25 protein-coding genes and 2 pseudogenes are annotated in these 20,639 nt (G+C 71.5%); 15 read left to right on the top strand and 12 right to left on the bottom strand.

What is annotated here, in order from left to right; all coding sequences use genetic code 11:
- The first annotated feature begins 165 nt into the window (after positions 1-165).
- Positions 166-2,058, top strand: a complete 1,893-nt coding sequence (locus BM290_RS24300; RefSeq protein ID WP_239143683.1) for a putative bifunctional diguanylate cyclase/phosphodiesterase — start codon at positions 166-168, stop codon at positions 2,056-2,058.
- A gap of 257 nt (positions 2,059-2,315) precedes the next feature.
- The gene (locus BM290_RS24295) at positions 2,316-3,314 is read left to right on the top strand and encodes a hypothetical protein (protein WP_143133918.1); all 999 of its coding nucleotides are present in this window, start codon (positions 2,316-2,318) and stop codon (positions 3,312-3,314) included.
- A 437-nt stretch (positions 3,315-3,751) separates the two neighbouring features.
- Here BM290_RS24295 and BM290_RS50015 read toward each other — a convergent pair whose 3' ends face one another.
- Complete coding sequence (locus BM290_RS50015; protein WP_239143658.1) at positions 3,752-4,069, bottom strand: ATP-binding protein; 318 nt, start codon at positions 4,067-4,069, stop codon at positions 3,752-3,754.
- Between the two features lie 724 nt (positions 4,070-4,793).
- Positions 4,794-5,144: pseudogene (locus tag BM290_RS50010) on the bottom strand (ATP-binding cassette domain-containing protein); the annotation flags it as partial.
- A gap of 313 nt (positions 5,145-5,457) precedes the next feature.
- On the opposite strand from BM290_RS50010, the gene BM290_RS24280 reads away from it, so the two are divergent.
- Genes BM290_RS24280 through BM290_RS48565 form a run of 3 tightly spaced genes read left to right on the top strand, consistent with a single transcriptional unit; the run spans position 5,458 to position 6,713 of the window.
- The gene (locus tag BM290_RS24280) at positions 5,458-6,081 is read left to right on the top strand and encodes a DUF4360 domain-containing protein (RefSeq protein WP_093617853.1); all 624 of its coding nucleotides are present in this window, start codon (positions 5,458-5,460) and stop codon (positions 6,079-6,081) included.
- Between the two features lie 57 nt (positions 6,082-6,138).
- Positions 6,139-6,309, top strand: coding sequence for a hypothetical protein (locus BM290_RS48570; protein ID WP_177319864.1), 171 nt, complete (start codon positions 6,139-6,141; stop codon positions 6,307-6,309).
- Positions 6,306-6,713: a hypothetical protein gene (locus BM290_RS48565; protein WP_093617851.1), complete on the top strand. Its 408-nt coding sequence runs from the start codon at positions 6,306-6,308 to the stop codon at positions 6,711-6,713. Before BM290_RS48570 ends, BM290_RS48565 begins: the two co-directional genes overlap by 4 nt.
- A 318-nt stretch (positions 6,714-7,031) precedes the next feature.
- On the opposite strand, the pseudogene BM290_RS47500 reads toward BM290_RS48565, so the two are convergent.
- A pseudogene (locus BM290_RS47500) lies at positions 7,032-7,151 on the bottom strand (helix-turn-helix domain-containing protein); the annotation flags it as partial.
- A gap of 375 nt (positions 7,152-7,526) precedes the next feature.
- On the opposite strand from BM290_RS47500, the gene BM290_RS24270 reads away from it, so the two are divergent.
- Both BM290_RS24270 and BM290_RS24265 read left to right on the top strand, forming a co-directional pair.
- Positions 7,527-8,051, top strand: a complete 525-nt coding sequence (locus BM290_RS24270) for an RNA polymerase sigma factor (protein ID WP_093617849.1) — start codon at positions 7,527-7,529, stop codon at positions 8,049-8,051.
- Positions 8,048-9,067 carry a CU044_5270 family protein gene (locus tag BM290_RS24265; protein ID WP_093617847.1) on the top strand — a complete coding sequence of 340 codons (1,020 nt, stop codon included), beginning with the start codon at positions 8,048-8,050 and terminating at the stop codon, positions 9,065-9,067. The genes BM290_RS24270 and BM290_RS24265 overlap by 4 nt, the downstream gene beginning before the upstream one ends.
- Here BM290_RS24265 and BM290_RS24260 read toward each other — a convergent pair.
- From BM290_RS24260 to BM290_RS24250, 3 genes are all read right to left on the bottom strand, one after another.
- Entirely contained in the window at positions 9,060-9,806 is a 747-nt protein-coding gene (locus BM290_RS24260; RefSeq protein WP_093617845.1) for a hypothetical protein, read from the bottom strand. The two genes, BM290_RS24265 and BM290_RS24260, sit on opposite strands and share 8 nt — an antisense overlap.
- Before the next feature lie 222 nt (positions 9,807-10,028).
- Positions 10,029-10,931 (bottom strand): pyridoxamine 5'-phosphate oxidase family protein, encoded by a 903-nt coding sequence (locus tag BM290_RS24255; RefSeq protein WP_093617843.1) that lies wholly within the window; start codon positions 10,929-10,931, stop codon positions 10,029-10,031.
- A gap of 15 nt (positions 10,932-10,946) precedes the next feature.
- The gene (locus BM290_RS24250; RefSeq protein WP_093617841.1) at positions 10,947-11,396 is read right to left on the bottom strand and encodes a VOC family protein; all 450 of its coding nucleotides are present in this window, start codon (positions 11,394-11,396) and stop codon (positions 10,947-10,949) included.
- Positions 11,397-11,540: 144 nt separating this feature from the next.
- Between BM290_RS24250 and BM290_RS24245 the strand changes: the two genes are divergently transcribed.
- Together BM290_RS24245 and BM290_RS24240 are read left to right on the top strand one after the other, a co-directional pair.
- The gene (locus BM290_RS24245; RefSeq protein WP_093618468.1) at positions 11,541-12,134 is read left to right on the top strand and encodes a CGNR zinc finger domain-containing protein; all 594 of its coding nucleotides are present in this window, start codon (positions 11,541-11,543) and stop codon (positions 12,132-12,134) included.
- Positions 12,135-12,143: 9 nt separating this feature from the next.
- Complete coding sequence (locus BM290_RS24240; RefSeq protein ID WP_093617839.1) at positions 12,144-12,563, top strand: RpiB/LacA/LacB family sugar-phosphate isomerase; 420 nt, start codon at positions 12,144-12,146, stop codon at positions 12,561-12,563.
- On the opposite strand, the gene BM290_RS24235 is transcribed toward BM290_RS24240, so the two are convergent.
- From BM290_RS24235 to BM290_RS24225, 3 genes are all read right to left on the bottom strand, one after another.
- Entirely contained in the window at positions 12,560-12,997 is a 438-nt protein-coding gene (locus tag BM290_RS24235) for an ATP-binding protein (RefSeq protein WP_093617837.1), read from the bottom strand. The genes BM290_RS24240 and BM290_RS24235 overlap by 4 nt on opposite strands.
- Before the next feature lie 93 nt (positions 12,998-13,090).
- Positions 13,091-13,450 carry an STAS domain-containing protein gene (locus tag BM290_RS24230; protein ID WP_093617835.1) on the bottom strand — a complete coding sequence of 120 codons (360 nt, stop codon included), beginning with the start codon at positions 13,448-13,450 and terminating at the stop codon, positions 13,091-13,093.
- On the bottom strand, positions 13,447-13,731 hold the full coding sequence (locus BM290_RS24225; protein ID WP_093617833.1) for a hypothetical protein: 285 nt from the start codon (positions 13,729-13,731) through the stop codon (positions 13,447-13,449). Before BM290_RS24225 ends, BM290_RS24230 begins: the two co-directional genes overlap by 4 nt.
- A gap of 124 nt (positions 13,732-13,855) precedes the next feature.
- On the opposite strand from BM290_RS24225, the gene BM290_RS24220 reads away from it, so the two are divergent.
- The 5 genes from BM290_RS24220 (at position 13,856) to BM290_RS24200 (ending at position 17,422) form a co-directional block, all read left to right on the top strand.
- Positions 13,856-14,542, top strand: coding sequence for a response regulator transcription factor (locus tag BM290_RS24220; RefSeq protein WP_093617831.1), 687 nt, complete (start codon positions 13,856-13,858; stop codon positions 14,540-14,542).
- The gene (locus BM290_RS24215) at positions 14,539-15,882 is read left to right on the top strand and encodes a sensor histidine kinase (RefSeq protein WP_093617829.1); all 1,344 of its coding nucleotides are present in this window, start codon (positions 14,539-14,541) and stop codon (positions 15,880-15,882) included. The genes BM290_RS24220 and BM290_RS24215 overlap by 4 nt, the downstream gene beginning before the upstream one ends.
- On the top strand, positions 15,879-16,616 hold the full coding sequence (locus BM290_RS24210) for a GerMN domain-containing protein (protein ID WP_143133917.1): 738 nt from the start codon (positions 15,879-15,881) through the stop codon (positions 16,614-16,616). Before BM290_RS24215 ends, BM290_RS24210 begins: the two co-directional genes overlap by 4 nt.
- Positions 16,617-16,696: 80 nt before the next feature.
- Complete coding sequence (locus BM290_RS24205) at positions 16,697-16,972, top strand: DUF3040 domain-containing protein (RefSeq protein WP_093617827.1); 276 nt, start codon at positions 16,697-16,699, stop codon at positions 16,970-16,972.
- Positions 16,973-17,044: 72 nt separating this feature from the next.
- Positions 17,045-17,422, top strand: coding sequence for an STAS domain-containing protein (locus BM290_RS24200; RefSeq protein ID WP_093617825.1), 378 nt, complete (start codon positions 17,045-17,047; stop codon positions 17,420-17,422).
- A gap of 173 nt (positions 17,423-17,595) precedes the next feature.
- Here BM290_RS24200 and def read toward each other — a convergent pair whose 3' ends face one another.
- On the bottom strand, positions 17,596-18,105 hold the full coding sequence (def, locus tag BM290_RS24195) for a peptide deformylase (protein ID WP_093617823.1): 510 nt from the start codon (positions 18,103-18,105) through the stop codon (positions 17,596-17,598).
- Between the two features lie 164 nt (positions 18,106-18,269).
- On the opposite strand from def, the gene BM290_RS48560 reads away from it, so the two are divergent.
- Entirely contained in the window at positions 18,270-18,434 is a 165-nt protein-coding gene (locus BM290_RS48560; RefSeq protein WP_177319876.1) for a hypothetical protein, read from the top strand.
- Between the two features lie 64 nt (positions 18,435-18,498).
- On the opposite strand, the gene BM290_RS24190 is transcribed toward BM290_RS48560, so the two are convergent.
- Entirely contained in the window at positions 18,499-20,103 is a 1,605-nt protein-coding gene (locus tag BM290_RS24190) for a peptide chain release factor 3 (protein WP_093617821.1), read from the bottom strand.
- A 59-nt stretch (positions 20,104-20,162) separates the two neighbouring features.
- Positions 20,163-20,636, bottom strand: a complete 474-nt coding sequence (locus BM290_RS24185) for an LNS2 domain-containing protein (protein WP_093617820.1) — start codon at positions 20,634-20,636, stop codon at positions 20,163-20,165.
- Between the last annotated feature and the right edge of the window lie 3 nt (positions 20,637-20,639).

Below are 20,639 nucleotides of genomic sequence, written 5' to 3'. Positions count from 1 at the left end.
GCCACCGCGGCGCCTCCGAGTCTCACCGGAGTCCCATCGGCAGAGGATCACTTCGCCTGAGTGCTCAAAGACGCCGTGACCCGGCCGATATGAAGCCGGGAGGTTCCCATGCGGGATTGGTTACGACGGCGCGCGGTCGCCCGTACCGCTGTGGTGGCTTTGACCGTGGGTTTGGGCCTGCTCGCCGCGATGGCGGTGGTGAGCAGCCAGTCCGCCGCGCGCGCCGCCGACACCGCGGCCGCCACGCAGCAGGCCAGCCAGCAGTGGAACGAGATCTATCTCAAGATCAGCATCGAGTACGAGCTGCTCGAGGACTATCTCGACTCGCCCGATCAGAACGACCGGCAGCCGCTGCTCTCCTCGATCGGATCGGCGGAGCCCAACCTGCGCTGGCTGCTGGCCAACGGCGGTGACCAGGACACCCGGCAGGCGATGGCCCTGCAGAACGCGTACGGCGGATACACCTGGACGCTGCGGAACCTGATCGACGCCGCCTCCGCCGGCGACCGGCCCGGCACCCTCAAGTTCGCCAAACAGGCCGCCCTCAGCGCCTCCGGCCTGCGCCGGCAGGCCTCGGTCAACGTGGCCCGCAACAACCTGAGCATCTCGGTGGTGCTGCGCGACGCCAAACAGGACATCGCCCGCCAGCTGATCGCCGTCAAGGTCCTCTCCATCGCCGACCTGCTGCTGGTGATCCTGTGCGGTCTGGTGCTGCTCACCTATCAGAAACGCACCGAACGGCAGGCCGCCGACAACGACTACCGCGCCTCCCACGACGGGCTCACCGGGCTCGCCAACCGCAGGCTGCTCACCGACCGGGTCGCCGCCGCCATCGCCGAGGCCGACCGCGGCGGGCCCGGCGTGGGCCTGCTGCTGCTCGACCTCAACCGGTTCAAGGAGGTCAACGACACCCTCGGTCACCACTCCGGCGACCTGCTGCTGATGGAGGTCGCCCGCCGGCTGCGCAACGCCACCCGGCCCGCCGACCTGGTCGCCCGGCTCGGCGGCGACGAGTTCGCGGTCCTGCTCGCCGACGTCGAGGAGCTGTCCGACGCCGGCGCGGTCGCCGAACGCCTGCTCACCGAACTGTGCGGGCCCGCCGAGCTGGGCGGGCTCACCGTCGACATCAGCGGCAGCATCGGCTACTCGTACTATCCGACGCCCAGCAGCTCCGCCGAGGAACTCCTGCAACACGCCGACGTCGCCATGTACCACGCCAAACGCAACCACCTCGGCGTCGCCGGATACGAGGTGGAGAACGACGACAACAGTTTCGAACAGCTCACCCTGCTGGCCGACCTGCGCTGCGGCATCGACCGGGGCGAACTCGAACTCCACTACCAGCCCAAGGTCAGTCTGCCGGACCGGGCGGTGGCCGGCATCGAAGCCCTCGTCCGCTGGCGGCACCCCATCCGCGGGCTCCTCGGACCGCAGGCATTCGTGCCCGAGGCCGAACAGAGCGACCTGATGCTCGCCCTCACCGACGCCGTCCTCGACATGGCCCTCGGCGACCAGAAACGGTGGCGCGCCGACGGCCGTGACCTGCCGATCGCCGTCAACGTCGGCGCGGCGTGCCTGCGCGACAGCGGATTTCCGGGCCGCGTCGAGGACGCGCTGCGCCGCCACGACGCCGAGGCCGGCCTGCTCACCCTGGAGATCACCGAGTCGTTCCTGATCGTCGACCCGTCCGCGGCGGCCGGCGCCCTGGCCCGGCTGCGCGACAAAGGGGTACGCATCTCCATCGACGACTTCGGTGTCGGCTACTCCTCGATGAGCTACCTCCAGTCGATGCCCCTGGACGAACTGAAGATCGACCGCAACTTCACCGCCGGCATCCTCACCACCGACCGGGGCCGCGCCATCGTCGGCGCGATCATCGACCTGGCGCACGCCGTCGACCTGACGGTGGTCGCCGAGGGCATCGAGGACGAGGCGACACTGGCCGCGGTCGGCGAGATGGGCTGCGAACAGGCGCAGGGGTATCTGATGTGCCGCCCGCTGCCCCCGGCCGAGATCCCCACATGGCTGGACACCTGGACCGTGCCGGCTCTCTCCTGAACCCCGCCCCTCTCGCGGCCCCGCCCGACCCCGGTCGTCCGGAGAGGTACGGCAAGCTGATCGGGAACTGTGCGGACCCGCCCCGCGAGCGGGCCTCGCGATCCCGGCACGGGACGGACAACAGCGGGCGCTTCGCTATACCTTGATCGGGATCCACGCCGGCCGGTCCTTCTCCGGGTCGTAGGCAGGGTCGGCCGGTTCGCCAGACCGGGTCGCGACCGGTTCGGGTCGAGGCGACGAGCGGAAGGGGTGGCGCGATGCGTCGCAGGGTGTTGCTGGGGTCGGCGGCGGCCGGGCTCGTCGGCTGGCCGGCAGGCTCATCTCGGGCGGCGACGACCGAGGCGACCTCCCGGGGCGGGTCCAACTACGGCTGGTACCAGATCGACGGCTGCAACCGGGAACCGTACGGCGTCGTCAACTCGTTCCACAAAGCCCCCGACCTGATCCGCAGTCAGCTCGCCGCGATGCGTGCGGCCGGCCAGGCACGACTGCGGGTGCACATCATCCACCGGCGCCGCCCGGACACCGGTACCTGCATGGACTCCACCGGCGGCAACATCTCCGCCGCGAACCGGCAGAACCTGACCGATCTGCTGCGCGCCATCAAGGACGCCGGCTTCGTCGAGATCCAGGTGGCGTTCATGCCCATCGGCGAGAACGCCGCATACAACTGGACGGCCTGGAGTGACGAGATCTACCAGGAGAACTGGAACCTCATCGCCAACCTGCGCCCGATCATCGCCGCCTCCGGCATCCACTACCGGATCGACCTGTGCAACGAGGCGGTCCCGACGGACCTCCAGCCGCTCCTGCTCACCTACACACAGCGGCTGTGGAAGGACTACACCAACGCCTTCGACAAGAAAGACACCGTCGGGTTCTCCGCCATCGGCTACGCCGGCCGGATCCAGAACATCCCCAAGGTGTACGGGAACAATCCGCCATACCTGTTCGACTTCCATTTCTACCGTCGTAACGGGGTCGACGAGGGCGCCCTGTTCACCACCGCACACAACATGATGAACCAGTACGGCTACACCAAGCAGGGCTGGACGATCGGCGAGGTGTTCAACAACGACCCGACCGCGGCCGGCGCGCTGCGGCAGGCCATCGACAGCACCGGCCGGACCGTTTACTACCTCCTGCAATGGCCACGGCAAGCGCCGATCGTCGGCGTCCCCGACCCCACGTGCCCCGACGCGACCGTCCCGCCGCCCCCGGTCGACTTCGGGGCCTACATCGCACGGGGCTTCTGACCAGGGACGAGTCCGAGATCCGAGATAGCTGTGCGAATGCGGACACCGTGGTTGGGCCGACGAAACCCGCCGGTACTCCAGCAGATCTCCTCTGAGTCCCATCCCGCAGGCCGTCCCCGGCCGTCCACCCTCGCCATGCCTGTTTCGCCCGACCTGCCCACCGGGACCGTCTCGGTCTTCTCCTGAGGCCGGCCATCCGATCCGGCCCCGATCGTCGGCCGGAGTCGCCGCGGAAAGCGTGAGCGGGACACCGACCTGTGGCGGGTGTTCGCGTCGTCCTGAACATCAGCTCCGTGAGGGGAGGGCCGTCCCGGCCGGGCCGCATCTTCTCACCGGATGGCTGCTGCGGCCGGCAGACCCTGATGCCGCAAGTACTCCCGCGACTTCGGTCTTCGAGGTTTCGGGGAATCCGAGGTCGGCTCGGCGCCGAACCCGGATCAGGGAAACGTCACGGTGATGTCGAGGCCACCCGCCGGCCGGGCAGCCGCCGTCAGCGTGGCATGGTGCGCGGCAGCGATCGCCCGCACAATGGCCAGGCCCAGCCCGTGGCCGTCACCGTGCCGGGTCCGCTCGCGGCGCAACTGCTGGAACGGCTCGAACAGCCGATCGATCTCGGCGGCCGGCACGATCGGCCCGGGGTTGCGGACCACGATCCGGCCCGCGCCACCGGCCGACGTGGTCTCCACCTCGACGCGCCCGCCGGGCACGTTGTGCCGAACCGCATTGTCGATCAGGTTGGTGATCAGACTCTGCACCAGCCGCGGATCGGCCGCGACCGGAGCCGGACCCAGCCTGCTCGTGAGGGTGAGCGGCCCAGCAAACGTGTTGTTCGTGTCCGTGTGCGGGGCCTGTCTCGCGTCGGTCGTCGCGGTGTGCGGCTCCGTGATCGTGTTGTTCGTGTCCGTGTGCGGGTCCTGCTTCGCGTCGGTCGTCGCGGTGTGCGGCTCCGTGATCGTGCCGGCCTCGGGTGCGAGTGACGTGGGGCAGCGGGCGGATCCGGCGCTCAGGGCCGGCGAGCGGGACTGCAGGACCGCGCGAGTCAGGTCGGCGAGGTCGCACGGTCGACGGGCCGCCGCCCCCTGCTCGCCGCTGGCAGGGCGAACAGGGCGTCCAGCAGTCGCTCCTGGGCAGCGCCGAGACGCAGCACCTCGTCGCGGGCCTCTTGCAACCCGCGGCCCGCAGAACACCGGCCGCCTCCGGCGCGTCGGTCAGCACGGTGACCCGGCCCCCGGACGCCGACCGCAGCAGATCGGCCACCGCCATGTCGGCGATCACCCGCCCCCGGCCGGCGATCACCACCCGCCCCGCGCAGTCCTGCAGCTCGCTCATCAGATGGCTGGACACCAGCACGGCCCGCCCCTGCTCGGCCATCGACCGCAGGAAACCGCGCATCCAGATGATGCCCTCCGGGTCCATGCCGTTGAACGGCTCGTCCAGCATCAGCGACGGCGGGTCGCCGAGCAGCGCCGCCGCGATGCCCAGCCGCTGCCGCATGCCGAGCGAGAACCCGCCGGCGGCCCGCCGGGCCACCTGCCGCAACCCGGCCTGCTCCAGCACCGCGTCCACCCGGGCCGCGCCGAGCCCCTGCGAGTGCGCGATCCACAGCAGGTGGTTACGGGCGGTCCGGCTCGGCTGGAGCGCCCCCGCGTCGAGCAGCGACCCCAGGTGGCACAGCGGCCGCCGCAACGACCGATACGGCCGCCCGCCGACCAGCGCCGCACCCGCGTCGGGCCGGTCCAGCCCCAGGATCACCCGCATGGTGGTGGACTTGCCCGCGCCGTTCGGCCCGATGAACCCGGTGACCTGCCCGGCCCGGACGGCGAACGACATCCCGTCCAGCGCCTGCGCCGACCCGAAGCGCTTGCGCACCCGGTCGACGACGATCGTCGCCTCACTCATGATCCGGTCCTCGACTCTCCGTCGGAAAAACTGTGCCGAGTCCGTTGTAGAGAACGAAAGGTGTCAGCACGGTGACAGCGCGGCGCCCAGGGTGTCCCTGTCATCCGTTCCGGGACGCGCGGGCCATCCGGGCATCCCCCGCACGGCCGAAAATCGGCGGTGAGCACGGTGGGCAAACGCGGCGAAACGTACGTTGAGTGCATGGGCCGCCATCGCTCCCCACCGTCTGACCTGGGAGGTCGCCATGCTCCACACCGTCGCCACCGGAACCGCGCTGCTGGCCTCCCTGGCCGCGACCGCGGTCGTGCCGTCGTCGTCCCTGGCGTCCGCGCCGCCGCCGGGCAAGGTCACCGTCACGGTCGTCTCCGCCAACGGATCCGGGTGCCCGGCCGGCACCACCGGCGTGTCGGCCTCGGCCCGCGGCGCGTCGTTCAAGGTCACCTACCGTGCGTTCACCGCCTCCGCCGGCGGCGGCGCCTCCGCTCTCGATTTCCGGAAGAACTGCCAGCTGGCCCTCAGCGTGTCCGCCCGCAAGGGCTGGACCTGGGCGATCTCGCGGATCGCGAGCACCGGCTCGGCGACCCTGCGCAGCGGCGCGTCCGCCACCCAGGTGACCTCGTTCTACTGGGCCGGAGACAGCCGCACGGGCCGGGTCAGCCAGGCGTTCACCGGCCCGCTGAGCGGCCCTTGGCAGCGCGTCAAGAAGGTCGCCACGAGAGACCTGATCTACCAGCCGTGTGGCCAGAGGCGCAACCTCAACGTCAACATCGAGTTGAGGGTACGGTCGGGAGCAGCCGGCGGGCGCAACGTTCTCACCCTCGACTCGACGAGCGGCTCCACGTTCAGCCTCGTCTGGAGGAGATGCTGAACGCCGGCTGAATCGCGGAACTGGCCACGTCGCCTGGGCGGGTCGTACTCTGGCGGCATGAGCAACCCCGACACCGACGGCCGGCCGTTCGTCGACGTGCTCGCCGAAAACGGGCGTCCCGTCACCACCGAGGGCCTCGACCGGGCCCGCCGTTCACTCGCCGCCGCCCGGGCCCGTCGTGACCCAGGTGCCCGGGCCGCTCTGCTCGCCCGCCTGCGCGCCGCGTGACCGACCTGCCAGGTCCCCGTCCCGTCGCTCTCATCCTCGACACCAGCGCCATCACCGGTTTCGCCCGCGGCAGCATCGCCGTGGGTGAGCTGCTCGCCGAGATCGACATCGAGGGCGGCTGTGTCCTCGTCCCGCTGCCGTGCCTGGTCGAGGCCGCCGCGCTGATCACCGAGGAGGAGCTCGGGTGGCTCGACATCCTGATCGGCCACGCCGCGGCTCAGCTGGTGGTCGACGACCCGGACGACTGGCGGATGGTCGCCGGCGTGCACCGGGTCGTCGGCAGCTATCCGCACGCATTGGCCGCGTGGCTGGCCCTGGAGTGCGGCGCCGACGTGATGACCCGCAACCCACACATCTACGCCGGCCTCGGCGGCGGCGGCATCACCCTGCCCTTCGACGACTGAACCATCCCAAACCGCCCGTCTACTGGGTGAAATGCTCCGCCGCGCTCCCTTCGTGAAGCGTGTCGCAGCCGGCTGAAAACGCGGCCGGGTGCGGCGGCTTGCCGCTGCTGCCGACTGTTCGCGGTCGTGGGCGAACTCCCTGCCCGAGGCGGTCCGCCAGGTGCGATGCACGTCGGCCTTTGCCGGGACGAGTCGCCGGGGTGGGACCTGGCGGCCGCTGACCCACGCGTCCGAGGCCGGCGCCGACAGGGGCACACGATCGTCGTCGTGCGAACCAATCCTCGGGGTCACGCACACACATGATCGTCTCGGAGCGCACGCCAGCGCTTTCTTCACCCTGTTCCGTGGCACCTTCAACCGCCGGGCGATGGCCTGGATCGTCATCCCTTCCGCCCGACGCAGCCGCCGGATCTCTGCCCAGTCCTCCACGTTCACCACCTCCCGATGCTTCCGGAGGTGGTCCCGATTCACGCGGAACCACGTGGTCAGTTTTCAGGCGGAGCCGACACACCCAACGCTGTATCCCCGCGTTGATACGACGCTGCACGGCGGCCGACGCAACCGGGCCGGCGACGAGCGCCGCATTCGGGCCCCCGAAACGGCCTTGCGCGCTGGTCGGCCGAGTCGAGCCGGCAACCAGTGCTGCGTCCGGACCGGCTGAAACGAGGCTGAGCGCGTTTCGGCGGTGAGGGTCGCCTTCCTCGCGTAGGACCGGCGGGGAGGTGTGGCGCGTACCTCCGAGGGCTCGAAATCTTCCCGGAATCGGCGGTGAACATCCGCGCGGTGCCGGACACAGGCAGGGTAGGAGGTCGAATGGCGAAGTCAGAGGAACGGTTCACGGTGCTGTATGAGCAGCACTACGACGCCGTTGAGCGATATGTGCGTCGTCGTCTCGACGATGCTGCGGTGCGTGACGTCGTCGCGGAGGTGTTTCTCGTCGCCTGGCGGCGGCTCCCGGAGGTGCCAGACGACGCGCTGCCCTGGCTGTATGGGACGGCGCGCCGGGTGCTGGCCAACGAGTTCCGGGGCGCCGGGCGTCGTGCGGCGCTGACCGTGCGAGCCGCTGATCACGGGGAGTTCCAGGTCGATGATCATGCCGACGAGGTGGCCGGCCGGGTCAGCCTGGCGGCGGCGCTGGCCGGCCTTCCGGAGCCCTACGCGGAGGCGTTGCGCCTGGTCGCGTGGGAGTGCCTGACCCTGCGCCAGGCGGCGAAGGCGGCCGGCTGTTCGCTGCCGGCGTTCGCGATGAGGCTGCACCGGGCCCGTGCCCGGCTGCGGCAGGCGCTGTCGCCCACCGGTCCGGCCCCGTTGACCACCCTGAGAGGAGAGCCATCGTGAGCCCATCCCTGACCCGTGACGTGCGCCGGCTGCTCGGTCCTGCCGACCCCGCCGGCGGGCCTCCGCTGACCGGCCCGCACGACCGGCGGGCCGATCTCGATCGCATTCTCGCCGGCGCGCAGGCCACGGAGGCCCGGCGGGCGCGTCCGGTCGGCCGTCGTCTGGTGATGGCCGCCGCCGCCCTGCTGGCCCTGGTGCTGGCGGGCCTGCAGTTCGTGTCGGTGCCGCAGCCGGCTTTCGCGGCGACTCCGCCCCTGTTGCGGTATTCGGGGGGTGACGGCTCCGCGCGGGACGCGTTGACCGCGATCGCGGCGAAGGCGGCCGCCGCCCCAGACCCGGCGCGGGTCGGCGACTACGAGCACCTGGTCATCCAGTCGTGGGGTCTGTGGACGCAGGTCGACGGGGAGTATGTGAGGTCGGCGGTCATCCCGTCGCGCCTCGAGTCGTGGCGTGGCCCGGACAACTCGGGGCGGCGGGCCACCCGGTTCGAGGAGCCACAGTTCTCGTCGACCGGGCGTGAGTGGCTGTGGCGGGCGCAGAACCTGTTCGGCGACGGCCTGGATCCCACATCCGAGGACTATCGGGCCGGGCAGTTCCCGGCGATGTGGGCCGACCTGCCACCCACCGGCGACGTCGACGCGTGGCTGCACGTCGGCCACCCGCGGGAGAACGGGCCCTACGAGACGATCGTGGCGGTCACCGACCTGGCCCGCGAGCGGCTGCTGACTCCGGCGGTCCGGGCCGCGGTCCTGCGGGTGGTCGCGCAGCTGCCGGGCCTGACCCTCGATGGGTCGGTCACCGATCGTGCCGGGCGGACGGGCACCGCCTTCTCCGTCACCACCGATCACAGCGGCCTGCCGACCCGGCACACCCTCATCGTCGACCCCGTCACCGGCGTGCTGCTCGGCTACGAGCAGATGCTGACGACCGATGCCGGGAAACTCGCGGTCCGGGTGCCGGCCGTGATCGGGTACGAGACCTATCTGACCGCCGATTGGACGACGCTTCCTAGGTAGCGTCGTCGATCGCCCACTGCAGGAAGGCGTGCGTCTCCTCGCCGCGCCGCACGGGGTCGTCGTAGAGCGTCGGGTCGCTGGGGCGCTCGCGTAGCCGCAGCGCTTCGGCGCCGAGGCGGTGCCAGCGAGGGTCCAGGGAGTTCGTGATGTACCGGCCCGCGCCGCTCTTGGAGGTGAGCTGGTCGGTGGCGAGGAGGTGATGCAAGCGGGCGACACCGAGGACCACCCACAGGACGGACTCGTCGTGCCGTCCGACCGCGTCGACGCCGGCCTGTTCGATCGTGATGAGGCAGCCCCGCCAGTAGGTGTCGAGGTTGTCCCGGGTGAACTCGCGCAGCGCGGCCCGGTCGGTGTGGACCGGCGGCAGCGGGCCGCGGATGACGACGGCGCGTTCGGCCAGTTCGTGCCAGGTGACCGGGTTGATGTCGGTGGTCCCCGCCGGGTCGAACGTGTGTTGGAAGAACACCGGGCGGGGCCCCACCTCGCGCGCCGGGCCGGCCAGGTCGGCGCGCGAGCAGTGGAACCCGTCGAAGGTCACCTCCGGGTGGCGGGCCCTCGTCGCCTCGTGGGCCTCGGCCAGCGCTGTGAGGTCCGGCGGCTCGTCCCACACGCCGACGAAGTCGACGTCGCTGCCCTTGAAGAACTCACCCCAGCACAGCGATCCGTGCAGGAAGAGTCCGGTCAGCGCACCCGGCTGACGTGCGTCGGCTTCAGCGAGAAAGGTAAGAGCGACGTCCACGGCTCGGCACAGTAGGCGGGCCGGTCAACAGGAGGTGGGCCGGTTACGAGAAGCAGGCTGACGAAGAGGCGGGCCGATCAGCAGGTGGCCGATGAAGAGATGGGTCGATGAAGGGGCCGGCCGCCCACGGGCGGGTCCGGCGGCGTGGGGCCCGGCTGAGACCGGCGCATCAGTAGGCCGGTCAGGCAGCCGGCGCCTTGAAGCGGGGGAGCGGCGGTGGGTTCAGTGAGTGAGGGCCGGCGGATTGAAGCGGGACATCTCCGCAGTGCTCCAGCGCAGCGGCGACGCCCCGTCGACCCGGGTGACCCCGCTGACGGTGAAGTCGACCAGGCGTTGTGCACCCGGCACGGCCGCCGCGTGGTCCGGGTCCCAGTCGACGACCCCGGTTCCGGTGAGATGCAGCAGGGTGCCGGTGGCCCAGTCCGGCAGGAGCAGCCCGGCCCTCGGGTTCACCTCCAGGTTGCCGAACGTGTTGAACATCGCGTTGCCCGCGTAGTCCGGCCACCGCAGCCGGGTCGGGCTCAGCACCTGCACGAACCCGGGATTGCCGCCGCGGTGCGAGGCGTCGGCGTTCCCGTCCGCGTCGGCGGTGGCGACGAAGAACGTGTCCGCCGTGCTGACGGAGGCCATGTCACCGTCGGTGAGCTGATCGCCGGTCCACGGCGCACCGGGCGTGACGGCTTCCCGTCGCGGTGCCCGCTTCTGGATGTATTTGGGGCAGTTGGCATACACCTGTTCCAGGTCGATGCGTAGGCCGCCGGGCACCGGCCAGGCGTCGCCGTTCATCCGGATGCGGCGCCGGGTGCCGTGTTCGACCGAGATCATGCCGACCCGGGCCGGCCCGCCGAGCACGTCGTGCAGCGGATCGCCGGGGCCGGGTGTCGCCGCGACCTCGATCGTCGACGGTCCGGTGACGGTGATGAACCCGGGCTCTCCGGTCAGCATCGTGGCCCAGACGTCACCACGCCGGTCGGTCGCGCCGACGACGAGGGCCGGCTGCTCGGCCAGGAAGAGACGCGCCGCCGTCGGCAGGACGTCGTTGATCATCTGGGAGACGTGGGCCGCCGCGTCCAGCACACCGGCTCGTTGCTGCGCGGCGAGTTCACCGCGATGGAAGACCGACATGACAAGCCTTTCCGGCTAGAAGAATCCGCAGGTCGGCGCGGTCCCGGCCGGTGCCGGGGCGCGTTCGGCGCCGCTCGGGACGAAGATCTCCAGACGTACGCCGTCCGGGTCGGTGAAGAAGAGGCCTCCGGAGGCGGCGCCCTCACCGTGCGCGACGACCCCCTGGTGTACGAACTCCGCGCCCAGCTCCCGCAGGACCTGCTCGGCCCCCGCGAGGTCGTCGAGTGACCCGGCCCGGAACGACAGGTGGTGCAGCCCGGCCGTGGTGGGGGAGAAGCCGCTGTCGCTCTGCTGCCACAGGGTCAGCACCAGGTCGCCGTTGTGCCCGAGGAAGGCCCACCGCCGGTCCTCGTCACGGCCCTCGTCGACGACCTGCAGGCCGAAGGCCCGCGTGTAGAAGGGCAGCGAGCGGTCCAGGTCGGTGACGTTGAGGCCGATGTGGCCGGTGCTGAACGAGGTCCCCATGGTGGTCCTTCCGACTGGGTGGCCGAGGTAACCGGTGAAGGGAACTTTAGCGGTTGGCAATCGGATCGACAACCCGTGAAACTAAGTTAACCGGTTAGAGCGTTGTTCGTGGTGAAATGGGGCCGCGACGAGAGGACGGCGACGATGAGCACACCGGTGGACCCCCGCCCCCTGATCGGGGAGCCCCTGCCACTGGACCTGATGAACACCCGCTGGATCGGCGACGACGGGCCGTACGACCTGCTGGCGATGCCCGGTGGCCTCGGGATCTGGCTGCGTTCCGCCGGCCTGGCCGGCGTGGCGCCGGACGCCCCGGAGACCCTGGACGCGCTGCTCGCCACGCGCGCGGCGCTGCACGAGCTGGCCGAGACCGGCGCGGAGCACGCGCGGGAGATGCTCAACGCGACGCTGCGGCACGGCCGGTTCCGGCGGCTGCTCGGCGAGGCCGGCCCGGAGACCGTGATCGAGACCGACACCCCCGGCTGGCGCCCCGCGTGGGAGGCCGCCGAGCACTACCTGCGGCTGCTCGAGACGAACCCGTCCCGGCTGCGCCGCTGCGCCAACCCGGAGTGCGTGCTGCGGTTCTACGACGTGTCCAAGGCCGGCGCCCGCCGCTGGTGCTCGATGGCCACGTGCGGCAACCGCTCGAAGTACCGGGCCCACCACGCCCGCGCGCAGTCCCGTCAGGACCAGGTGCCGGCGTGGCCCGCACCGGATCGGCGGAGGCCGAGACCTTAGGGTTGCCGGATGCGGATCGCGTTCGCCACCGACGACGAGAACGAGACGACCCGGGCCGTGGCCGCCGCCCTGGCCGGGGACGGGCACGAGGTGATCCGGCCGGACGGGTCGCCCTCCTGGCCCGACCTCGGCCGGTTCGTGGGGCAGGCGGTCGTCGACGGGGACGCCGACTACGGCGTGGTGATGTGCTGGACCGGCACCGGGACGGCGATCGCCGCCAACAAGGTGCCCGGAGTCCGCGCGGCGCTCGCCTGGGATCCGTGGATCGCCCGCGGCGCCCGCCTCTGGAACGACGCGAACGTGCTGGCCATGAGCCTGAAACGACTGGCGCCGGACGTGGCGGTCGAGGTGCTGCGCGCCTTCCTCGACACCACCGAGCCGGACCCCGAGGAGGCGGCCGCCATCGCCGCGATCGAGCCCTGGGCCTAGGCCTGGAGTGGATCCTCCCGGGCGCTGCCCGGCGGCGGGGGCGGCCCGTCGGCGTCGGGGTAGAGCCGCAGCTCGGCCCGGACCCGCTTGCCGCCCTCGTGTTCCTCGACATGCCACCGGCGGGTCAGCGCCTCGACCAGGACCAGGCCGCGCCCACCCCGCCCGTCCGGCTCGCGGCGGCGCGGCACGACCGACGACCCGTCGGCGACCGAGAAGACGACGTGCGGACCATACGCCTCTAGGCTGATCTGCACCGACCCGGCGCCGTGCTGGACGGCGTTGGTCACCAGCTCACTGACCACCACCGACGCGTCGGCCACCCAGTCGTCGTGCTGGTAACCCCAGACAGCGAGCACCGCGAGAACCGCCCGCCGGCACGTGCCCGGCGAGTCCACACCGATCGGCACGTCGAACTGCGCTGTCAGAGTCGTCATCAGGCACCCGCTCACTGAGGAGCGTGCCGGAAGGCTCGCCACCCGTGCCAAAGATTAGCGGGTGGGCCCCAGGACCTGAAACAACCCTGCCGGTCACGCCACCGCGGCCGGCCGGATCGGCGCCGACAACGCCGTCCGCTGATCCGGGAAGATCGGGAAGACCCCGTCCAGCCGCATCGTGTGCAGCACGGTCAGCACGAACCGCGACGGCGCGACCAGGCACAGTGTCGCGTCGTGCTGCCGGGCCGCCCGGTGGGCCCGCACCAGCAGTCCCAGCCCGGCCGGGTCGATGGTCGCGGCGTCGCCCATGTCGATCACCAGGTCCCGGCCGGCCTCGGCCGCCTCGATCAGCACCGGCCGCAGCCGGTCGGCCATCGACTCGTCCAGATCGGCCGGCAGCACCACCACCCGGGCTCCCGCGACGTCCCGGATCACCTCGGCAGGCCCGGTCATCGGGTCTTCCCGGACGCGGGGGCCGGCCGGTCGGCGGTCAGCGCCACGAGCGTCACCCCGGCGCCCGCGAACAGCACCTGCAGGACGAACTCGACGAGGGTCGGCCCGGGACCGCCGGCGGCCGCCATCCGGACCAGCACCGTGGCCAGCACCGCGGCGGCCACTCCGGCCGCGAGCGGCAACCACCACGGCGCGGTACGGCACCGGGCGGCCAGGATCCGCGCGGCGCCACCGATGACGGCGCCGACGGTCACGGCCGCGATCAGACTCAGCCCGGTCATCGTGGACCCCCTCCTCGCTCGACGACCGCCAGACTGCCCGCCCCGATCTGCGGAACCTTCCCGCCACCATGACAGTTCCATGACAAACGGGCCGATCGTCGTTACGCGCGACAGGATTGAGCGCATGAGCGCGGTACTGCTGATCGAGGACGACGACCGGATCCGCCTGTCCCTGGCGATGGCCCTGGAGGACGAGGGATATACGGCCCACGCGGTGGCCTCCGCCGAGGAGGGCCTGACCGCGCAGCGCCGCCACCGCGCCGACACGGTCCTCATCGACCTGATGCTGCCCGGTATGGACGGCTACGAGTGCATCCGGCGGATGCGCCGCGACGACGACGTCCCGATCGTGGTGGTCAGCGCCCGCGACGACACCCACGACATCGTGGCGGCGCTCGAGGCCGGCGCCGACGACTACGTCGTCAAACCGGTCAAGGTCAAGGAGCTCGCGGCCCGCCTGCGGGCCCTGCGGCGCCGCGGCCGGTCGGCCGGTCAGACGACGGCGCCGGCGACATCGGTGCTGACGTTCGGCGATCTGGAGGTACGGCCGGAAGCCGGCGAGGTCCGGCTGGGCGGCGAGGTGGTGGCCGTGACCCGCACCGAGTTCCGCCTGCTGTGCGAGCTGGCCGACCACCCCGGCCTGGTGCTCTCCCGCCAGCAGTTGCTGCAGCGGGTGTGGGGCCACGAGTTCGGCGACGAGCGGGTGGTGGACGTGCACGTCGGCCGGCTGCGGCAGAAGATCGAGCGGGAGACCGGCAGCCCGCGGCACCTGGTCACGGTGCGCGGCCTGGGCTACAAGCTGCAGCCATGAGGCCGATCGGTCTGCGGGCCCGGGTCAGCGCCGCCTTCGCCCTGGGCGCGCTGATCCTGTCGGCCTGCATCAGCCTGGTGTCCTACGAGTCGGTCCGCAACACGCTGTTCGCCGAGCGGGAGCGGACCGCGGTCCGGGCCACCTACTACGACGCCACCGTGGTCAGCGCGGGCATCGGCGGCCCCGCGCCGGACGTGCTGGAGGTGCTCCAGTCGCTGGACACCGGCACCGACCGCTACGTGCTGCTGCACCTCGACGGACGCTGGCACTCCCGCAGCGCCGACCTGGCCGTCGACACGGCCGTACCACCGGGGTTGCAGGAGATGACCGCCTCCGGTGAGGCCGGCGCGCAGCGCATCCGCCGCGACGGCCGGCCCGCGCTGATCGTGGGCGTGCCCCTGGCCGGCGCGGCGGTCTTCTACGAGATCGTGTCGCTGGGCGAGCTGGAGCGTACGCTGCAGACCCTGGCCCTGGTCCTCACCGCCGTCGCGATCATGGTGGCGGCCGCCGGAGCAGCCGTCGGGTGGTATGTGACGCGCCACGCGCTGCGCCCGGTGACCGCCGTCGCGGAGGCCGCCCGCGGCATCGCGGGCGGCGACCTGACCACCCGTCTCGACCCCGCGACCGAACCTGATCTCGCCCCGCTCTCCGCCGCCTTCAACGACATGGCCGACCAGCTGTCCCGCCGCCTGGAACGCGACCGCCGTTTCGCCGCCGACGTCAGCCACGAGCTGCGCTCCCCGCTGCAGACCCTGGAGGCCGCCGCCAGCGTCCTGGACAAGCGCCGGGACCAGCTCGACGAGCGTGCCGGCGCCGCTGTCGGCCTGGTCACCGCCGAGATCAGCCGCTTCCAGGCGCTCGTCAACGACCTGCTCGAACTCGCCCGCACCGACCAGCCCGCCCACCGCGAGCCGGTCGACGTGCCGGCTCTCGCCCGGCGGATCTGCCATTCCCGCGACCTGCCCGGCGACCTGGTCGAGACCGTTCCCGGCACCCCGGCGACCTGGTCGGTCGACAAGCGCCGCGTCGAGCAGGCGCTCGGCAACCTGATCGACAACGCGGTCCGCTACGGCGGCGGCCCGATCGCCGTCCGGGTCGGCCCCGGTTACCTGGAGGTCGACGACGCCGGCCCGGGAGTGTCCGAGAACGATCGCCCGACGATCTTCGACCGGTTCGTCCGCGGGCGGGCCGCCAATGCCCGCGGCGACGGCGACGGCACCGGCCTGGGCCTGGCCATCGTCGCCGGCCACGCGGCCGCCCACGGCGGCGACGCGGACGTCACCGAGCGGCCCGGCGGCGGAGCACGCTTCCGCATGACCTTCCCGGGATTCGACGCATGACCGGGGTACGCCCCCGGTCCGCCCCGTCGCGCCGGGACGCGGGTTGGCTCGTCGCTCCGGCGGTCGCCCCGTCGCGGTGCGCGGGGTGCGGGGCCGATGGTCCGTCGGCCGGCTCGGTGCGGTGCGCCGGGCGCGGGGCCGATGGTCCGCCGGCCGGCCTGTTGCGGGCCGCCGGGCGCGGGCTCGGCGCTGTTCTGGCCGGCCTCGTGCTGCTCGGCGGATGCGGGGTGCCGGCTCAGGACGAGCCTCATCCGGTGGTCCTGCCGCGGCGTCCGTTGAATGCGACGGTCTCCGCGACCGCCGCCGAACCGGCCGGGGAGGTCGCGCAGGTGATCTGCCTGACCCGTGACGAGCGGCTCGTCGAGACGGTTCGCCGGTCCGGCACGCCGCTGAGCCCGCAACGCCAGCTTGACCTGCTGGTCACCGGCCCGACCCCGGCCGAGCGGGCGCAGGGCCTGTCGACGGCGCTGGCCGCCACCGCGCTGACGGTGACCGTTCCGGCGGGGAGCACCACGGCGGCCGTCGAGATCGCGGCGCCGGAGGAGGGCGCCGGCCGGGTCGTCGAGGCGCTCGCGTACGGCCAGATCGTCTGCACCCTCACCTCCCGCACCGGCATCGCCGCGGTCACGTTCCTGCGGGCCGGGCAGCGGCTGCAGGTGCCCGACGGTAACGGTGCCGTCACGGAGGAGCCATTGACCGCGGCGGACTATCGAGTTCTGATCGATCCGCCGTGAAAACCGTTCGCCGCGAGCCATGCGGGTGGTTGCCGAAACGGGGTATGCATGGATGAGCAAGGTCCACGCAACGATGGGCGGTGACGACGTTGTCCACCAGAGACACACGCCGACAGTTCGAGGAGATCGTCGGAAAGCTGGCCGCGGAGGACCCGTCCCTGGCCCGCCCGGTCCGGATGATCCCGAAACGAGTGCTGCTGTCCATTCTCGCGGTGGCCGGCGCTCTCGTCTGGGCCGGCCTCTCCGTCCTGATGGTCGTCTGGGGCGCCGTCGGCGTGGCCATCACCTGCGTGACCGTGGCCGTCGCGATCGGCCTCGGGGTCTACCGTCAGCGCCGGCTTTCGTCAAACAACTGACATCAACCCGTGTGGTCATCGCCATGTGGCCCGGCGAACCTCGTCCTCACCGCAGGCGAGAGGACCAGGAACATGGCACAGCCGGTCACCGGCTTTCCGGACACGATCAGGATCGACGAGCGTGACGGCGCCGCAGTCGTCACCGTGCGGGGAGACGTCGACGCGGCGGCCGTGCCGCTGCTGCGCGACGTGCTGGCCTGGGCGGTCACCTGCCATGACCGGATCGTTGTGGATCTGTCGCCGGCCGGGCCGATCGACCGGGCCGGCTTGAGCGCGCTCAGCGCCGCCCAGCACCGGGCCGGCCTGCAGGGAGTGCAACTCTGTTTCACCGCGCCGTCGGCCCGGCTGCTGGCCGCGTTGTGTGAGATCCGCGCCGACGATGCGGAGCCCGGTTTCTCGCTGCCCGCACAGCCGTCACCGCCACGTTTCCCGACCGGTACGATCGGGTGACGGCGCCCGAACCGGTACGCCGCCACCCGATACGTGAACAAGGCCTCCGCACGACCTCGAAACGGAAGTATCCATGCCGGTCGTGGCGGTCCTGTCCCCGTCAGATGACAGCGGCGTGACAGTTCGGCGCAGATCCTGTGGCGTCCACCACGTCGGCCGGCCGCGATCGGATCTCAGGACGGCGGTGTGAGACCGGCCTCGCGCAGCAGGTCGTCGCGTTGCGCGCCGGGCAGCAGGTCGACGTAGAGGGTGCCGTTGAGGTGATCGGTCTCGTGCTGCAGGCAGCGAGCGAAATAGCCGGTCCCGGTGACCGTGATCGGCTCGCCGGCCAGATCGACGCCGGTGACGGTGGCGACCGAGGCCCGGGGCACCGACGCGCGCGGGCCGGGCACCGACAGGCATCCTTCGGTGCCGTCGTCCAGCTCCGCCGACAGCGACGTGATCACCGGGTTGATCACGTGACCCTTCTGCCGCACGTCGTCGGCGTCCGGGCAGTCGTACACGAAGATCTGCGCGTCGACGCCGATCTGGTTGGCGGCCAGGCCGACCCCGGAGGCCGCGTACATCGAGGCGAACATGTCGTCGATGAGCGCGCCGAGCGCCTGGTCGAAGACGGTGACGTCGGCACAGCGCCGGTGCAGAACCGGTGTGCCGTAGAAGGTGATCGGTCGAGCGTCAGCCATCGCCGAACCCTATCGTCGCCGCGGCTCGCCAGCGCATCCGGATCACACGTGTCCGGTCCATCTGCGCGGCATTCGCCGTTCGGGTGACGTACATCTCACATTCACCTTCGCGGCCCCAGGTCAGGCGAGCCGGCGGCCGGGCGTACCGGCCCTGAGGTGCCAGGTTGTTCATCTTCGTGCCCTACGGTCGGCAATCGTCGCTCACGGTCTCCGATCGTGCGCGTTGTGTGATCCCGCCCGGGTCACCTGGTGAAGGGAGTGCCGCCATGGCGAAGGACAAGAAGAAGGACAAGAAAGACAAGAAGAGCAAGAAGTCCAAGAAGAAGTAAGTGGTGCAGTGGCTCGCCCGGCCGATCCGGGCGAGCCGCTCCGCTTCCGGCAGGAGAGAACCCGCTACAGGCCGGCGTCCAGCGGGGCGTCGAGTTTCAGGCCCGGATGGCGGCCGGCCACCGTGCGCATGCGCCACCGGTGGGCGAACACCGCCAGCAGCGCGCCGTCGCGGACCCGGGTCATCACCTCGACCTGGGACTCGCCGCGCAGCATCTCCTTGCCGTCGGCGTCGGTGACGGCGGCGATCTCGTACGGCAGCCGGTCGAGATGCACCTTCACCCCGAACTCCGACTCCAGGCGGAAGCTGGCGACCTCGAACTGCATCGGCCCGACGGCGGCCAGCACCGGCAGGCCGTCACCGCGGGAGTCGGAGCGCAGCACCTGGACCACGCCCTCGCCGTCGAGCTGTTCGATGCCGCGGCGGAACCGCTTGTACGCGCCGGTGTCGTCGGTACGGCAGACGGCGAAGTGCTCCGGCGGGAACGACGGCAGCGGCGGATACTGCACGGGCTTGTCGGCGTAGAGGGTGTCGCCGATGCCCAGGGCCGTCGCGTTGACCAGGCCGACCACGTCGCCGGGGAACGCCTCGTCGATGGTGTCGCGGCCCTGGCCGAAGACCTGCTGGGCGTACTTGGTGGTGAACGGCCGCCCGGTGCCGGCGTGGGTGACGACCATGCCGCGCTCGAACCGGCCGGAGCAGATCCGCATGAACGCCACCTGGTCACGGTGCGCCTTGTTCATGTTCGCCTGGATCTTGAACACGAACCCGGAGAACCCGCTGTCCACCGGCTGGTCGGTACCGGACACGGTGGGCCGGGCGGTGGCCGGCGGCGCCAGCTCGACCAGGATGTTGAGCAGCTGCCGTACGCCCAGGTTGGCGACCGCCGCCCCGAAGAGCACCGGCGTGCTGGTGGCGCCGAGGAAGGTCGCCTGGTCGTGGTCGGCGCCGGTCATCTCGAGCAGCTCGAGCTCCTCGTTGGCGGTGACCCACTCCGCCCCGTACCGCTCGGCGGCCTCGCTGTCGGCCATCTCCTCCTCGATGGCCAGGTCGGCGCCGCCGGGGGAGCGCTGCATCCGGGTGAACACCCCGGTGCGCCGGTCGATGACGCCGTGGAAGTGCCCGGCGATGCCGACCGGCCAGGTCAGCGGCGTCGGTTTGAGCCCGATCCGCTGCTCGATCTCGTCCATCAGCGCGAGCGCCTCGTGGCCGGGCCGGTCCCACTTGTTGATGAACGTGATCACCGGGATGGCCCGCTGCCGGCACACCTCGAACAGCTTCAGCGTCTGCGGCTCCAGGCCCTTCGCCGCGTCGAGCAGCATCACGGCGCTGTCGACGGCGGTGAGCACCCGGTACGTGTCCTCGGAGAAGTCGGCGTGACCGGGCGTGTCGAGCAGGTTGATGACGGTGTCGCCGTAGGAGAACTGCAGCGCCGCCGACGTGACCGAGATGCCACGCTGCTGCTCCATCGCCATCCAGTCGGAGACGACACCCTTGCGGTCACCCTTGCCGTGCACCGCGCCGGCCTGGCCGATCACTCGCGCGTGCAGGGCGAGCGCCTCGGTCATCGTCGACTTGCCGGCGTCCGGGTGGGAGATCACCGCGAACGTACGCCGTCGCGCCGCCTGGGCAGCGACTCCCGCCGCCGATGTCAGCACGCTTTGACTCACCGATCCACACCCCTCACGAAACGGTGGCGGCCACCGGCCGCCACCCCGCAACCATAACTTCAGGTACGGCCGTCGCGTTCCTGAGCCTGTCGCAGTGAGCGCTCGTAGGGCACCCAGTCGGCCAGCCGGACCGGCAGTCCCTCGGCTTTCAGGCGTTTCACGACCGCCGGATCGTCGTCGACGATCACCGCGATCGCGCCGTCGCGGGCCAGCCGGCGCAGTTGGGAGAGCTTGTAGTCGCGGGCGGGCCGCCGGTCGTCGTCGGGGCGCATCAGCAGCCGTCCGGCGGGCAGCCCGTGCCGGGCGAACCAGCGCTCGGTGACCGGCCGCAGCCACTCGGGCCGCCCGGTCAGCCAGACCAGGTCGTGGTCACGGGCGTAGTGATGGACCAGGTCGGTCCCCTCGGTCAGGGGTGGGTCCCGGTCGGCGGCCCGGAAGAACCGGGCCCAGTCCTTCGGTGGGCGGGCGACGTGGCGCAGGCGGTGCCGGACGTCGGCGACCACCCCGTCGACGTCGAAGACGGCAAAGGGCATGGG

The organism is Actinoplanes philippinensis, from assembly GCF_900113015.1.
Lineage (GTDB): Bacteria > Actinomycetota > Actinomycetes > Mycobacteriales > Micromonosporaceae > Actinoplanes > Actinoplanes philippinensis.
Note: the sequence above shows the minus strand (reverse complement) of the source record. Positions and strands in the feature narration are given on the sequence as shown.